Origin of the sequence: Oceanobacillus sp. M65, from assembly GCF_052246275.1 — a bacterium.
GTDB classification, from domain to species: domain Bacteria; phylum Bacillota; class Bacilli; order Bacillales; family Amphibacillaceae; genus Oceanobacillus_B; species Oceanobacillus_B jordanicus.
Genome location: NZ_JBQQCJ010000002.1, coordinates 623,471 through 636,453, shown reverse-complemented (window position 1 = coordinate 636,453; position 12,983 = coordinate 623,471). Strand labels below are relative to the sequence as shown.

Genomic DNA, 12,983 nt, shown 5'->3' with positions numbered 1-12,983 from the left:
AATTATGAAATCTATTCGTGTGCTGGTAATTGATGATTCTGCATTTATGCGTAAGGTTATTAAGGATATGCTGGAATCAGACCAACGTATTCAAGTAATTGCTACAGCCCGTAATGGTGAGGACGGGATTAGGAAAATAAAAAAGTTGTCACCAGATGTTGTAACATTGGATATTCATATGCCTGTAATGGATGGTATTACAGCACTTCAGTACATTATGGGTGAATGCCCTGTTCCTGTTGTAATGTTATCGAGCGCTACTGCAGAGGGGGCAGACAAAACCTTACAGGCAATTTCTAATGGAGCAGTTGATTTTATAACGAAGCCTTCAGGAAATTTATCGATAGAGAATGGTCAGATAACACAAGAAATTATTAGTAAAGTAATAGCAGCGTCTGGTGTATCTATTACGGAAAAACCTGAAGAGTCTACGATACAATCTACTGACATTCCTGTCCAAAACGGGAAACAGACATATAGCCGAACGATTGTAACCATTGGTACGTCAACGGGAGGGCCACGCGCTTTGCAACAAGTAATACCTTGTCTACCGGCTGATTTTTCAGCACCGATTTTGATTGTTCAGCATATGCCTCCTGGCTTTACCAAGTCTCTTGCAGAGCGTCTGAATTCAATGTCAGCAGTTCATGTCAAAGAGGCAGTTCATGGTGAAGTCCTTGAGGATGGGACAGCATATATTGCTCCTGGCAATTACCATATGCATGTTAAAAAACGTGGAATAACGATGGTTGTGGAATTATCTCAAAAAGAACCAGTTAACGGGCATAGGCCTTCTGTTGATGTGTTGTTTGAATCTGTAGGTGACTTAGATCAAACAAACAAAATTGCCGTTATTTTAACGGGAATGGGAAGCGATGGATCTAACGGAATTAAGAGGATGAAAACGAAAGATACTTCTACAATAACCATAGCGGAATCCGAAAAGACAGCCGTTATTTATGGAATGCCAAAATCTGCGGTTAAGACGAACTGTGTTAATCACATTGTGGCATTAAACCAGGTTGCTGATACGCTTGAAAATCTGGTGAACGTATAAGAGTATATAGACTGTTTCATAGTCGAAAAGTATTTTTAGAATTGCCAATTAGGTTTATTATCAAAATATAAAAAGCAAATCGGAGGCGTGAAAAATGGAAACAGGAACTTCACTTAATAGAAAAGTTATTATATTTCAATTGCAAAATGAAGAGTATGCAGTATCAGTACAGCAAGTAGGGGCAATAGAAAGGGTGCTCCCGATTACTAGAGTGCCTCAAACTGCTGACTTTGTTAAAGGTGTGATAAATCTGCGAGGAGTTGTAACACCAGTCATTGACTTGCGCGTCAGATTTAATCTCGAAGCAACAGAATACAATGAATCTACTAGAATTATTATTATTAATTTGGAAGACATGGAAGTCGGTTTGATCGTAGATGCTGCCAATGATGTAATGGATATTTCTGAAGAGGCAATCGAGCCACCACCTGAAGTAATTGGAACTGTAGATGTAGACTATATAGAAGGTGTTGTAAAAATGGAAGATCGATTGTTCATTCTTCTTGATCTTGAGAAGGTTTTAACGGTTGATCAAATGAAGGAATTACATGGAGTGGAAGGGTCTTAACAAATGAACGACTTTACAAACCTAACCAACGTACAAAAAGATGTGCTTCGAGAAATAGGTAATATTGGAGCAGGAAATGCAGCAACCTCCATGGCAAAATTACTTAATAAGAAAATTGATATGCAAGTCCCTTCAGTTAAGGTGGTAAGTTTTGATGAAGTAATGGAATTAATTGGAGGGCCTGATGAACTAATTGCTGCAGTGTTTTTCCGAATAAAGGGAGAAGCACCTGGGACAGTGTATTTTATATTATCTATTGAAGAGGCGGAATTCTTGATTAATGAAATAGTACCTGGTAATGAAGGGAACTTACTCGGGGAGTCAGCCAACGAGTTTGCTATCTCTGCATTGCAGGAAGCGGGTAATATTTTGACTGGTTCTTATTTATCCGCGTTGTCTGATTTTACTAGTATCAATATGCAGCCATCTGTACCTTATTTAAGTGTTGATATGGCCGGTGCTATTTTGACAGTAGGGTTATTAGAGTTATCGCAGGTCTCAGATTATGCCATCATCATTGATACCAAGATTAATGAACAAGAAGAGCAAAAAGGTGTTCAGGGGAATTTCTTGCTAATACCTGATCCAGCTTCACTCACTAAGTTATTTCATGCATTAGGAATTACGGAATATGATTGAGGTTAACTCTATAGTGAAAGTTGGTATAGCAGATTTAAATATGGTAAGAGCACCAGGTGTTATCAGGACATCTGGACTTGGATCATGTGTAGGTGTAGTAATTTATGATGATGTTAAGCGGATAGCAGGACTCTCCCACGTCCTTCTACCAGATTCTAATTTGGCAAAACAGGCTGAGCTAAATGTTTATAAATATGCAGATACTGCCATCCCGATCCTAGTTAATAAATTAATTGACGAGGGTGCTAGAAAGTATGCATTAAAAGCAAAACTGGCTGGTGGGGCACAAATGTTTCACTTCACTTCTAATTCTGACATTATGCGAATTGGCCCACGAAATTCTGAAGCAGTTTTAGCTATTTTACAAGATTTGCACATTCCTGTTATCGCAGCCGATACGGGTGGTAACGTGGGGAGAACAATAGAGTTTAATCCTGAAACAAGTAAATTGAAAATAAAAAAAGCTAGTAAAGAGGAACAACAGATTTAATTGAAGCTAGTTGGTTTAATAATAGAGAGGGAGGAGTTAAAGATGACGGTGAACAAGTCTTCTCATGAACAAAAGTTGTGGCATGATTGGCAGACCCGAAAGGATAACGATGCTGCAAATGAACTCATTCAAACATATATGTATCTTGTAAGCTACCATACTGATCGAATCTCCAGTCATTTGCCGAGTAGTGTAAATAGGGATGATGTTAAGAGTTTTGGATTGCTCGGATTATATGATGCCCTTAAAAAGTTCGAACCAGCTCGAGATCTTAAGTTTGATACATATGCATCCTTCCGTATCAGAGGAGCAATTATGGATGGGTTGAGAAGAGAAGACTGGCTTCCTAGATCATTACGTGAAAAAACGAAAAAACTGGAGCAGCTAACCCATTCACTTGAACAAGCACTCCAACGCATGCCGACAATGGAAGAGATAGCTGAAAAGGCTGGACTGGGAGTGAAAGAAGTGGAAACCATCTTAAATGATTCATTATTTGCGAATGTCCTATCCATCGAAGAAAAACCAAAAGATGGAAGAAGTGAATTAAAAGAGGGAATCGGCTATGCTGTACCTGATGAAACAACGGTTTTACCTGAGCTCAATGTTCTTTCAAATGAATTAAAGAAAGAACTAGCACAAGGTATTAGCAGTTTAAATGAAAATGAACAAATGGTGATCAGTTTGTTTTATCAAGATGAGTTGTCTTTAACGGAAATTGGCCAGGTACTCGGCCTGACTACTTCCCGTATCTCACAGATTCATAAAAAGTCTATCGTCAAATTAAGAAGTACGCTCAAAAAAATCCAGGCTGTCAACTAACAAACCATTCTTCTTACATCTATATGCCTGAGTCGAAGTTTAACACTTATGCTTTAAAAGGTTGTTCAGAAAGTCCGGTATAAATGACACATCGGTACTACTGAACTTCTGTTAAAACCGTCCACGTCCTGTGGACAACACAGAAGTCAACACATCCTGTGTAAGCCCGGTACTCAAAGCTACGCAGCCTTGAACTTCGACGCATAGGACGTGTTAGTGTCGGCGTTGCAATAGGACGTTGTGGTTTTAGCCGACCTCGGTCTTTATATCCTCCTTTTGAACACGTTCTTTAAAAACAGGATAAGGAGAAGAAGTGATGAAACAATTAAGAGAATGCTTTCAAGTCGTTTTAGAGAAGGATGGCTTATCTGCTGAATTGGATTGTCTTGATAGGGAGATGTACAGGGAATTAAAGGTAGATGAGGAAATCTTAATTACCTTTATGAAAGAGAAGCAAATTCACTATGGACTTAACCAAACTTATTTTCAACAACTTATAGCCAAAGAGGATCTTTCTTTTCCTATTACGATTGCAGAAGGTAAGCCAGCAATAAATGGAATAGACGGGGAAATTGTCTATCATTCTAACTTTACTACGGAAATAGATCGCGATTCCAACGCAAATTTCCGCAATATTATGCGGATTCCTGCCGCAACAACTGGACAGAAGCTTGCTACATTAAAACCACCTACAAATGAGGAAGATGGAATTAACATTTTCAACAAGAAAATAAGAGCCAAGCCAGGTAAGACGGCTTTATTAAAACCAGGTAAAAACGTGGTGTTTCATCAGGAAGACCAATCTTTCTATGCGGAAGCGGAAGGGCAACTGAGCATAATGGGTAATACGTTACATGTTTATCCAGTCTATGAAGTGCATGAGACACTTTCTATGAAATACGGCAACCTTGACTTTGTTGGGACCATTATTATTCATGGAGATGTCCCCTCAGGGTTTTCGGTTAAGGCTACAGCAGACATCAAAATTTATGGTCTAGTGGAAGCGGCCACCATCATTGCAGGTGGGACAGTTTATATTGCAGAAGGACTTGCAGGTCAGAAGGAAGGTTCCGTAGTAGCAGGAGAAACAGTCAGAGTTGGGTATATTAATCAGGGCAGCGTGGTGGCAGAAAAGGATATTTTTGTAGAGAACTCCATTCTTCACAGTACTTGTTCAGCAGGTGAAAAGGTCTATTGCCAAAAAGGTAATATTATTGGTGGCAGTGTATCTGCGGGTAAATTTGTGGAAGCGATGGATGTTGGCAACAGACTACTTATAAAAACAGAGATTTCCCTTGGTATAAACAAGCTAGCTTTGGAAAAAGAGCAAGTATTAGTTAGAAAAAAGAAGGAATTAGAAGATGAGATAGCGAAACTCTCTATACTGGGTAAAAGGATGGAAAACACATCTCTTACAACAAGCGAGGCAAAATTACGCATTACAAAACTAAGGCAGCGCAATCTTTATGAAAAAGCTTGTAATGAACTTGCCACCGTCACGGAAAGTCTTAAAATGGTTAAAGTCACACTAGGAAATGAACAAACGGCCTCCATTACTGTTAGGCAAAATCTTTACCGTAACGTCAGGATTGCTTTTGGGAAATATAAAAAAGCGATCAAGTCAGATTCGCATTATGTAAGATTAGAGATGAACAAGAACGAAATCGTAACACATCCATTATTCAGCTAATTCAGGGATTGCTCCCAAAAAGGGAAGTGTGGTTATGAGTTGGCGTTCTATAGAAATGCAGGTAGCCTTGCCAAGAACACAGGATGCAGGTAAAATGCAAGAACAACAAATGAAACAGAACCAGCATTTTCAAGAGTCCTTAGCTGGAGTGCAGTTAAAACAACAACTGGAAAAGCGAAAACAGGTGACTAGGTCTGAAACCACGGAGAAAATTAAAAAGGAAGACAAACGTACTAATAGCTCCGAACAGAATGAGAAAGAGCAGGAACAGCAATCTATAAACAAAAATGACCACCCTTTTTTAGGAAAGAGGATAGATTTCAACGGATAGTAGGGAGAATTATAATTATATGGAATCTTTTTTACTGATTATTAGTTTTTTATTACATATCGTGACACTCACTATTATATTTCAGCTTTTTAAGCAAAGATCCCAGCCAAAGTCTGATACACAAACAGAAGAGTTAGTCACATTATTGGAAACATACCTTCAAGAAGTAAAAGAGGAAAATGATCGATTACAGGAAGCAATAAGTAGCGAAGAAGATATGGCAACTTCTGTACCTAAGGGAGTTGCTTATGAACCCGTTCGTTCTCAAGCAAACTATGATTACAGTGAACAAGAGAATTCATCGTATACTCCACCAGCCCCAATTGAGGAAGATCAAGTGGAAGCATCCTTGCAAAGTAGGATACTCCAATTGCACCATAGGGGAAAAAGCAATACCGAAATTGCAAAGCAATTGGACTGCGGCAAGACAGAAGTTGAGCTTATTATAAAATTGTATGCAAAAAATGGTGAATAATACTTGCTTAGAGGCGAACGGTATGATATATTAACTTTTGGTGTAAATACTATGTTCATATATTAATGAACGAGGTACGAAAACACGCACGTTCCGTGATTTGTATAGTGGGTGCTGTATAACAGTCTCTATATAAAGATGACCTGAACGGAGGAATAAAACCTTAGGAGGAAGATATTATGTCAGCAATTTCTATGAAGCAACTACTTGAAGCTGGTGTACATTTCGGACATCAGACTCGCCGTTGGAATCCAAAGATGAAAAAATACATCTTTACAGAGCGTAACGGCATCTACATCATTGACCTACAAAAAACAGTTAAAAAGGTTGATGAAGCGTACAATTACGTGAAGGAAATCGCGTCAAATGGCGGGACTGTACTTTTCGTTGGTACAAAAAAACAAGCACAGGACTCTGTCCGTGACGAAGCAACTCGTTCTGGTATGTTTTATGTAAACCAGCGCTGGTTGGGTGGAACACTTACTAACTTCCAAACAATCCGTAAACGTATCAACCGTCTTAAAGACATTGAGCGTATGGAAGAAGATGGTACTTTTGAAGTACTACCTAAAAAAGAAGTAGTAAACCTTTTAAAAGAAAAAGAACGTCTAGTAAAATTCCTTGGTGGAATTAAAGAAATGACTAAATTGCCAGATGCATTGTTCGTTATCGACCCACGTAAAGAGCGCATCGCTATCGCAGAAGCTCACAAGTTAAACATTCCGATTATCGGAATCGTTGATACTAACTGTGATCCAGACGAAATCGATTATGTAATCCCTGCAAACGATGATGCTATTCGTGCAGTAAAACTTTTGACATCTAAAATGGCAGATGCTATTTTGGAAGTGAAACAAGGCGAAGAAACAGAAGAAGTGCAGGCTGAAGAAGAAGCAGTGACTGCTGCTGAATCAAATCAAGAGTAAATTCAAGTAAAAGGTGAGGGTGATAAGAGGATAAGAGCCTTTTATCGCCCTTTTTTAAAGCAAAAAACTTAGAAAATGACTTAATACAAGGAGGAATTATAATGGCAATTACTGCAAAAATGGTTAAAGAACTACGCGAAAAAACAGGTGCAGGAATGATGGATTGTAAAAAAGCACTTCAAGAAACTGAAGGCGATATTGATAAAGCGGTAGACTATCTTCGTGAGAAAGGTATCTCTAAAGCTGCTAAAAAAGCAGATCGTATTGCTGCAGAAGGATCTACTTACATTGAAGTTGTAGATAATAGTGCTGTACTACTTGAAGTAAACTGTGAAACAGATTTCGTTACAAAAAATGATCAGTTCAAAAATTTGTTAGCAGATCTTGGTAAACATATTGTTAACCAGAAGCCAGAAACTGTTGAAGAAGCACTTCAACAAGAACTTCACGGAAATGGCGATACAGTAGAAACATATATCAACTCTACTGTTGCTACAATTGGAGAAAAAATCTCTCTACGTCGTTTTACAGTTCTAACCAAAACAGATAATGATGCATTTGGTTCATACCTACACATGGGTGGACGTATTGGTGTACTTGCTTTACTTGAAGGTACAACAGACGAAGATCTTGCAAAAGATGTTGCTATGCACGTAGCTGCAGTTAACCCTCGTTATGTATCTCGTGATGCAGTATCTGAAGAAGAAGTAAATCATGAGCGCGAAGTATTAAAAACACAAGCGTTAAACGAAGGAAAACCTGCTAATATCGTTGAAAAAATGGTAGAAGGTCGTCTTGGTAAATTCTTTGAAGAAATTTGTCTTTTAGAACAAAGCTTCGTTAAAGATCCAGACCAAAAAGTGAAGAAAATTGTAGCTGATAAAGGTGCTACTGTTCAAACTTTCATCCGTTATGAAGTTGGAGAAGGAATGGAAAAACGCGAAGAAAACTTTGCTGATGAAGTAATGAGCCAAATTAAAAAATAATAAACCACATAGGGAGCACTCGTTGTTCCCTATTTCTCCAAATTACTTTACTCTTCTTTTGCTTCTGTTGTTTATATGTGCAACAAAAAAGCAAACAAAGACCTATTAGTGGTAGAAACCCTAAAAAATCTTATTTATTCATGGAGGTTATTATGACAACAGCTCGTTACCGAAGAATTGTACTAAAGTTAAGCGGAGAAGCTTTAAGTGGAGAACAGGGTTATGGCCTTGAACCAAAGATAATAAAATCAGTCGCCGAACAAGTTAAAGAAATTTCAGCACTAGATGTAGAAATAGCGATCGTTGTTGGCGGTGGAAACATTTGGCGAGGAAAAGTCGGCAGTGAAATGGGAATGGATCGGGCAACAGCAGACTACATGGGGATGCTTGCTACCATCATGAACTCACTGGCATTGCAAGACGGATTGGAAAACATTGGTATTCCAACAAGAGTACAGACTTCCATTGAAATGCGTCAAGTTGCAGAGCCGTACATAAGAAGAAAAGCTATTCGCCATTTAGAGAAGAAGCGAGTTGTGATCTTTGCGGCCGGTACTGGTAACCCGTATTTCTCTACAGACACAACAGCCGCGTTACGAGCTGCGGAAATCGAGGCAGAAGTAATTCTAATGGCCAAAAATAATGTTGACGGTGTCTACACGGATGATCCAAAAATAAATAAAAATGCTAAGAAGTATGAGCAACTGTCCTATATGGAAATGCTAAATGAAGGCTTAGGTGTAATGGATTCAACTGCTTCAACTCTTTGTATGGATAATGATATTCCACTAATTGTCTTCTCAATCACAGAAGAAGGCAACATAAAACGCGTTGTCCAAGGTGAAAACATTGGTACAACAATAAGGGGGAAATAAAAATGTCAGAGTCAATTATGAAAGATATGAAGGATAAAATGTCACAGGCAGTACAGGCTTTTTCAAAAAGTTTGGCTACTGTCCGTGCAGGTAGAGCGAATCCAGGGATTCTGGATAACGTTTATGTCGATTACTATGGTGCTTCCACTCCATTAAATCAACTCGCTTCAGTTAATGCACCAGAAGCTAGATTGCTTGTTATTACACCATATGATAAATCAGCGATCCAAGAAGTAGAAAGAGCAATCCAAAAAGCAGATTTAGGATTATCCCCATCTAATGATGGAAATGTGATTCGTATTAATATTCCTGCTTTGACGGAAGAACGCCGTAAAGACTTAATTAAAGTTGTTGGAAAATATGCGGAAGAGTCTCGTGTTCAAATTCGCAATATCCGCAGAGATGCGAATGATCAACTGAAAAAGTCAGATGATCTAACTGAAGATGATGTGCGAGCTGCACAGGATGATGTACAAAAAGAAACAGACCAGCACATTGCTCGTATTGATCAACTTGCAAAGGATAAAGAGAAAGAAATTACGGAAGTTTAACTCATACCCTTTTCTGTTCAATAAGTTGTAATAGCCCTCTTCTTATAAGGGGGCTTTTCTTTTCTTCCAACTGTTATGCTGGATCATATCTAGAAGTAGTCCCCGTATCATATCTGTTTAAATCATGATATAGTGAAGGGGAGGGAGGTTTACTAGTAGGTAAATGAATACCAGTAAACAAATAGAAAAGAATTATAAAAAAAACTAAAAGATGTATGAGATGAATTAGAATGAAGGATTCAATTTAAAAATTACATAACGTATTCCTTTATTCCGATATAATTCTCTTGGCTTTTAATGATATAATGATAATTCATACCACCTATACTGAATAGAATGTATTGATTCACGCATACACATATATTATGTGCGTGAGGGTATGGATAATCAATTGCATTCGGAGGACATAAGATGTCAATGAAACTTCCTTTTTTCAAATCGAAACAAACAGATGATCATAAAGAACATAAGGATATAGAAAATATTCCAAACCATGTTGCAATCATAATGGATGGGAATGGCAGGTGGGCCAAAAAACGGTCACTCCCACGAATTGCGGGGCATAAGGAAGGCGTAAATGCAGTAATGAAAGTTGTACGCGCTGCGAGTAACTATAACGTTAAAGTTCTCACATTATATGCGTTTTCCACAGAAAACTGGAAAAGACCGAAATCAGAAATAGATTTTTTAATGAAACTACCAAAGGAATTCTTACATATTTACCTTCCAGAATTAATGGAGAAAAATGTACGAATAGAAACAATTGGAGATTTCGATGCACTCCCAGCCCATACAAAGAAAGCAGTACAGTATGCAAAGGATAAAACAAAGAATAATAATGGATTATTATTAAATTTTGCATTAAATTATGGTAGTAGGTATGAAATCATGCAGGCTATTAAGCAAATCATGACAGATATCGATTGCTCGAAGATTACGCTTGATTCGTTGGATGAAAAAGCTTTCTCCAATTATTTGTATACAGAAGGATTAAGCGACCCGGATTTATTAATCCGTACAAGTGGAGAGCAAAGGTTGAGTAACTTTCTGCTTTGGCAATTGGCCTATACAGAATTTTGGTTTACTGACGTGCTGTGGCCTGACTTTAGCGAGGATGTTTTCGTTGAAGCACTGCATGAATATCAGCAGCGTAAGCGCCGCTACGGAGGAATTTAGGTGATTATAGCGTTATGAAACAAAGAATACTGACAGCAATTGTCGCACTTATAATCTTTGTCCCATTTGTAATCTTTGGTGGATTACCATTCGAAATACTTGTATATATCATGGCTACAATAGGCTTAATTGAGCTGATGCGAATGAGGGAAATTGGAAAGTATTCTGTATCTTCAGCGTTGGGAATACTATTACTTTGGATGCTCATGCTTCCTTCTGCTGGATTTGATTTTATCTCGATACCAGAAGCATTTTTCCATAAATCAGATGTTATTATGTTAGTCGTATTGCTTTTATTATCCTACACAGTGCTTGTAAAGAATAGATTTTCTTTCGACCATGCAGGTTTTATTTTACTTTCGACTATTTATGTAGGAATGGGTTTCTCGTTCCTTATTGAAACAAGAAATTATATAGATGATGGGCTGGCTACGATTGTGTATGTGTTTCTTGTTATTTGGGCAACAGATACAGGAGCATATTTTTTCGGACGAGCATTTGGAAAGAAAAAACTTTGGCCAAAGATCAGTCCGAATAAGACAGTCGAAGGGGCTATTGGTGGTGTAATACTCGCATGTATTGTGGCAGTTATATTCCATGTATTTAGTCCAATTCAACATCATTCTATGTTAGTAATGGTACTGGTAACAGTACTAGCCTCTATTTTTGGTCAAATTGGGGATCTTGTAGAATCCGCGTTCAAGCGGCATTATGGTGTAAAAGACTCGGGTGACATACTGCCTGGTCATGGCGGTATCTTAGATCGTTTTGACAGTATGTTATTTGTTTTACCAGTCTTGCATTTCATAGGCTTTGTATAATTTTAGAAATATTTATGACTCGGCCATCGTATACTAAAAAAGTCATCCATACAAAATAATGGCAATCTCCTGAATATCATCTATTGATATCGGGTTAAAGGAAGGTGTTTTTATTGAACACAGTTATCGCATTTATCTTCATGTTTGGGCTACTCGTATTTATACATGAATGGGGCCACCTCATATTTGCAAAACGTGCTGGCATGTTGGCACGAGAATTTGCTATTGGTTTCGGTCCAAAGATCTTTGCCTTTACCCGCAATGAGACAGTATATACAATACGTCTATTACCGGTTGGCGGTTATGTGCGTGTAGCAGGAGAAGACCCAGAGATAATTGATTTAAAACCAGGCTACCATGTTGGACTTGAATTTAACGAGCAAGGAAAAGTAAACCGTATTATCGTGGATAATAAGTCTAAGCATCCCCATGCGAGGATTGTCGAGATAGAACACGCAGACTTGGATCACCGTTTGGTTATCGAGGGTTATGAGCCAGATGAGCATGATGAAAAACTACACTTTGAAGTAGACCGTAAAGCATTCTTTGTTATGGAAGAAAAAGAGACACAAATTGCCCCATACGACCGCCAATTTGCTTCTAAGAGTATTGGAAAACGGGCAATGCAATTGTTTGCTGGCCCTATGATGAACTTTATTTTGGCAATGGTAATTTTCTTCATTCTTGGTCTCATCCAAGGGGCACCTGTTGATGAAGCAAAAATGGGTAAAATTCTCGAAGATAGCCCAGCTGAAACAGCAGGACTACAAGAGAATGATGAAGTGGTCCAAATAGGAGATACGTCGGTATCCTCTTGGGACGAGTTTACAACAATTGTTAGAGAAAATCCGGGACAGGAACTGGATATTGTCATAGAACGTAATGGTGAACAGCTACCACTAACTGTAACGCCTAATGCAGTAAAAGTTGAGGGAATAGATGGTCAAGAAACAATTGGCCAATTAGGTGTAAACCTGGCCTATGAAAAATCAGTACTTGGTACACTAAAATATGGTATCACCCAAACGTATGACACAACAAAATTAATCTTAACGAATCTTGCTATGCTCGTTACAGGGCAGGTTTCCATTGACATGCTATCTGGACCTGTTGGAATTTATGATGCTACAGATCAGGTAGTTCAAACTGGTTTCATGAATTTCCTTCTATGGACAGCAATCCTAAGTATTAATCTTGGTATAGTTAACCTCGTTCCACTTCCAGCACTTGATGGGGGTCGACTACTATTTGTAGGAATTGAAGCGATCCGAGGCAAACCAATTGCTCCTGAAAAAGAAGGTATCTTTCACTTCGTCGGTTTCGCACTACTTATGCTACTAATGATCGTCGTAACCTGGAACGATATTCAACGACTATTTTTATAAATGTAAATTTACTAATCATAGGTGACTCCCTGCAGTGTTTCGTGCAATGAAGCTCACCAGCTGCTCACGGAAAACTTTCGAAGGTTATATGATTACTAAATGGAGTTTACCTTGAACGTAGTAAAATACATTCTAATTATTTTATAAAACAAATACTAATATAACAAAAGGAGAGAACCTTTGTCTTTAAA

General features: G+C 38.2%; 15 protein-coding genes. All 15 read left to right on the top strand.

The window, feature by feature from the left end; genetic code table 11:
- The first annotated feature begins 4 nt into the window (after positions 1-4).
- The 15 genes from ACTWPF_RS10820 (at position 5) to rseP (ending at position 12,792) form a co-directional block, all read left to right on the top strand.
- Complete coding sequence (locus ACTWPF_RS10820; RefSeq protein WP_443149148.1) at positions 5-1,057, top strand: protein-glutamate methylesterase/protein-glutamine glutaminase; 1,053 nt, start codon at positions 5-7, stop codon at positions 1,055-1,057.
- A 94-nt stretch (positions 1,058-1,151) separates the two neighbouring features.
- Positions 1,152-1,625 (top strand): chemotaxis protein CheW, encoded by a 474-nt coding sequence (locus ACTWPF_RS10815; protein WP_238019251.1) that lies wholly within the window; start codon positions 1,152-1,154, stop codon positions 1,623-1,625.
- 3 nt (positions 1,626-1,628) lie between these two features.
- A complete protein-coding gene (locus ACTWPF_RS10810) occupies positions 1,629-2,264 on the top strand; it encodes a chemotaxis protein CheC (RefSeq protein WP_106896669.1) in 636 nt (211 codons plus the stop codon).
- On the top strand, positions 2,257-2,754 hold the full coding sequence (locus ACTWPF_RS10805; RefSeq protein ID WP_106896670.1) for a chemotaxis protein CheD: 498 nt from the start codon (positions 2,257-2,259) through the stop codon (positions 2,752-2,754). Before ACTWPF_RS10810 ends, ACTWPF_RS10805 begins: the two co-directional genes overlap by 8 nt.
- Positions 2,755-2,796: 42 nt before the next feature.
- Positions 2,797-3,576 carry a FliA/WhiG family RNA polymerase sigma factor gene (locus ACTWPF_RS10800; protein ID WP_106896671.1) on the top strand — a complete coding sequence of 260 codons (780 nt, stop codon included), beginning with the start codon at positions 2,797-2,799 and terminating at the stop codon, positions 3,574-3,576.
- Between the two features lie 316 nt (positions 3,577-3,892).
- Positions 3,893-5,266: a DUF342 domain-containing protein gene (locus ACTWPF_RS10795; RefSeq protein WP_106896672.1), complete on the top strand. Its 1,374-nt coding sequence runs from the start codon at positions 3,893-3,895 to the stop codon at positions 5,264-5,266.
- A gap of 34 nt (positions 5,267-5,300) precedes the next feature.
- Positions 5,301-5,597 (top strand): hypothetical protein, encoded by a 297-nt coding sequence (locus ACTWPF_RS10790; protein ID WP_106896673.1) that lies wholly within the window; start codon positions 5,301-5,303, stop codon positions 5,595-5,597.
- Between the two features lie 19 nt (positions 5,598-5,616).
- On the top strand, positions 5,617-6,072 hold the full coding sequence (locus ACTWPF_RS10785) for a DUF6115 domain-containing protein (protein WP_106896674.1): 456 nt from the start codon (positions 5,617-5,619) through the stop codon (positions 6,070-6,072).
- A gap of 179 nt (positions 6,073-6,251) precedes the next feature.
- Entirely contained in the window at positions 6,252-6,998 is a 747-nt protein-coding gene (gene rpsB, locus ACTWPF_RS10780) for a 30S ribosomal protein S2 (RefSeq protein ID WP_106896675.1), read from the top strand.
- A gap of 101 nt (positions 6,999-7,099) precedes the next feature.
- Positions 7,100-7,984 (top strand): translation elongation factor Ts, encoded by an 885-nt coding sequence (gene tsf / locus ACTWPF_RS10775; RefSeq protein WP_106896676.1) that lies wholly within the window; start codon positions 7,100-7,102, stop codon positions 7,982-7,984.
- Between the two features lie 152 nt (positions 7,985-8,136).
- Positions 8,137-8,859, top strand: a complete 723-nt coding sequence (gene pyrH, locus ACTWPF_RS10770; RefSeq protein WP_106896677.1) for a UMP kinase — start codon at positions 8,137-8,139, stop codon at positions 8,857-8,859.
- 2 nt (positions 8,860-8,861) lie between these two features.
- Positions 8,862-9,410: a ribosome recycling factor gene (frr, locus tag ACTWPF_RS10765; protein ID WP_036573038.1), complete on the top strand. Its 549-nt coding sequence runs from the start codon at positions 8,862-8,864 to the stop codon at positions 9,408-9,410.
- A gap of 411 nt (positions 9,411-9,821) precedes the next feature.
- Positions 9,822-10,586 (top strand): isoprenyl transferase, encoded by a 765-nt coding sequence (locus ACTWPF_RS10760; protein ID WP_106896678.1) that lies wholly within the window; start codon positions 9,822-9,824, stop codon positions 10,584-10,586.
- Between the two features lie 14 nt (positions 10,587-10,600).
- Entirely contained in the window at positions 10,601-11,407 is an 807-nt protein-coding gene (locus ACTWPF_RS10755; protein WP_238019230.1) for a phosphatidate cytidylyltransferase, read from the top strand.
- Between the two features lie 113 nt (positions 11,408-11,520).
- Entirely contained in the window at positions 11,521-12,792 is a 1,272-nt protein-coding gene (gene rseP, locus ACTWPF_RS10750) for an RIP metalloprotease RseP (protein WP_443149147.1), read from the top strand.
- Positions 12,793-12,983 lie beyond the last annotated feature (191 nt).

Coding starts and splice junctions, on each gene's coding strand:
- ACTWPF_RS10820 (WP_443149148.1), top strand. CDS start 5: ATGAAATCTATTCGTGTGCTGGTAATTGATGATTCTGCATTTATGCGT.
- ACTWPF_RS10815 (WP_238019251.1), top strand. CDS start 1,152: ATGGAAACAGGAACTTCACTTAATAGAAAAGTTATTATATTTCAATTG.
- ACTWPF_RS10810 (WP_106896669.1), top strand. CDS start 1,629: ATGAACGACTTTACAAACCTAACCAACGTACAAAAAGATGTGCTTCGA.
- ACTWPF_RS10805 (WP_106896670.1), top strand. CDS start 2,257: ATGATTGAGGTTAACTCTATAGTGAAAGTTGGTATAGCAGATTTAAAT.
- ACTWPF_RS10800 (WP_106896671.1), top strand. CDS start 2,797: ATGACGGTGAACAAGTCTTCTCATGAACAAAAGTTGTGGCATGATTGG.
- ACTWPF_RS10795 (WP_106896672.1), top strand. CDS start 3,893: ATGAAACAATTAAGAGAATGCTTTCAAGTCGTTTTAGAGAAGGATGGC.
- ACTWPF_RS10790 (WP_106896673.1), top strand. CDS start 5,301: ATGAGTTGGCGTTCTATAGAAATGCAGGTAGCCTTGCCAAGAACACAG.
- ACTWPF_RS10785 (WP_106896674.1), top strand. CDS start 5,617: ATGGAATCTTTTTTACTGATTATTAGTTTTTTATTACATATCGTGACA.
- rpsB (WP_106896675.1), top strand. CDS start 6,252: ATGTCAGCAATTTCTATGAAGCAACTACTTGAAGCTGGTGTACATTTC.
- tsf (WP_106896676.1), top strand. CDS start 7,100: ATGGCAATTACTGCAAAAATGGTTAAAGAACTACGCGAAAAAACAGGT.
- pyrH (WP_106896677.1), top strand. CDS start 8,137: ATGACAACAGCTCGTTACCGAAGAATTGTACTAAAGTTAAGCGGAGAA.
- frr (WP_036573038.1), top strand. CDS start 8,862: ATGTCAGAGTCAATTATGAAAGATATGAAGGATAAAATGTCACAGGCA.
- ACTWPF_RS10760 (WP_106896678.1), top strand. CDS start 9,822: ATGTCAATGAAACTTCCTTTTTTCAAATCGAAACAAACAGATGATCAT.
- ACTWPF_RS10755 (WP_238019230.1), top strand. CDS start 10,601: ATGAAACAAAGAATACTGACAGCAATTGTCGCACTTATAATCTTTGTC.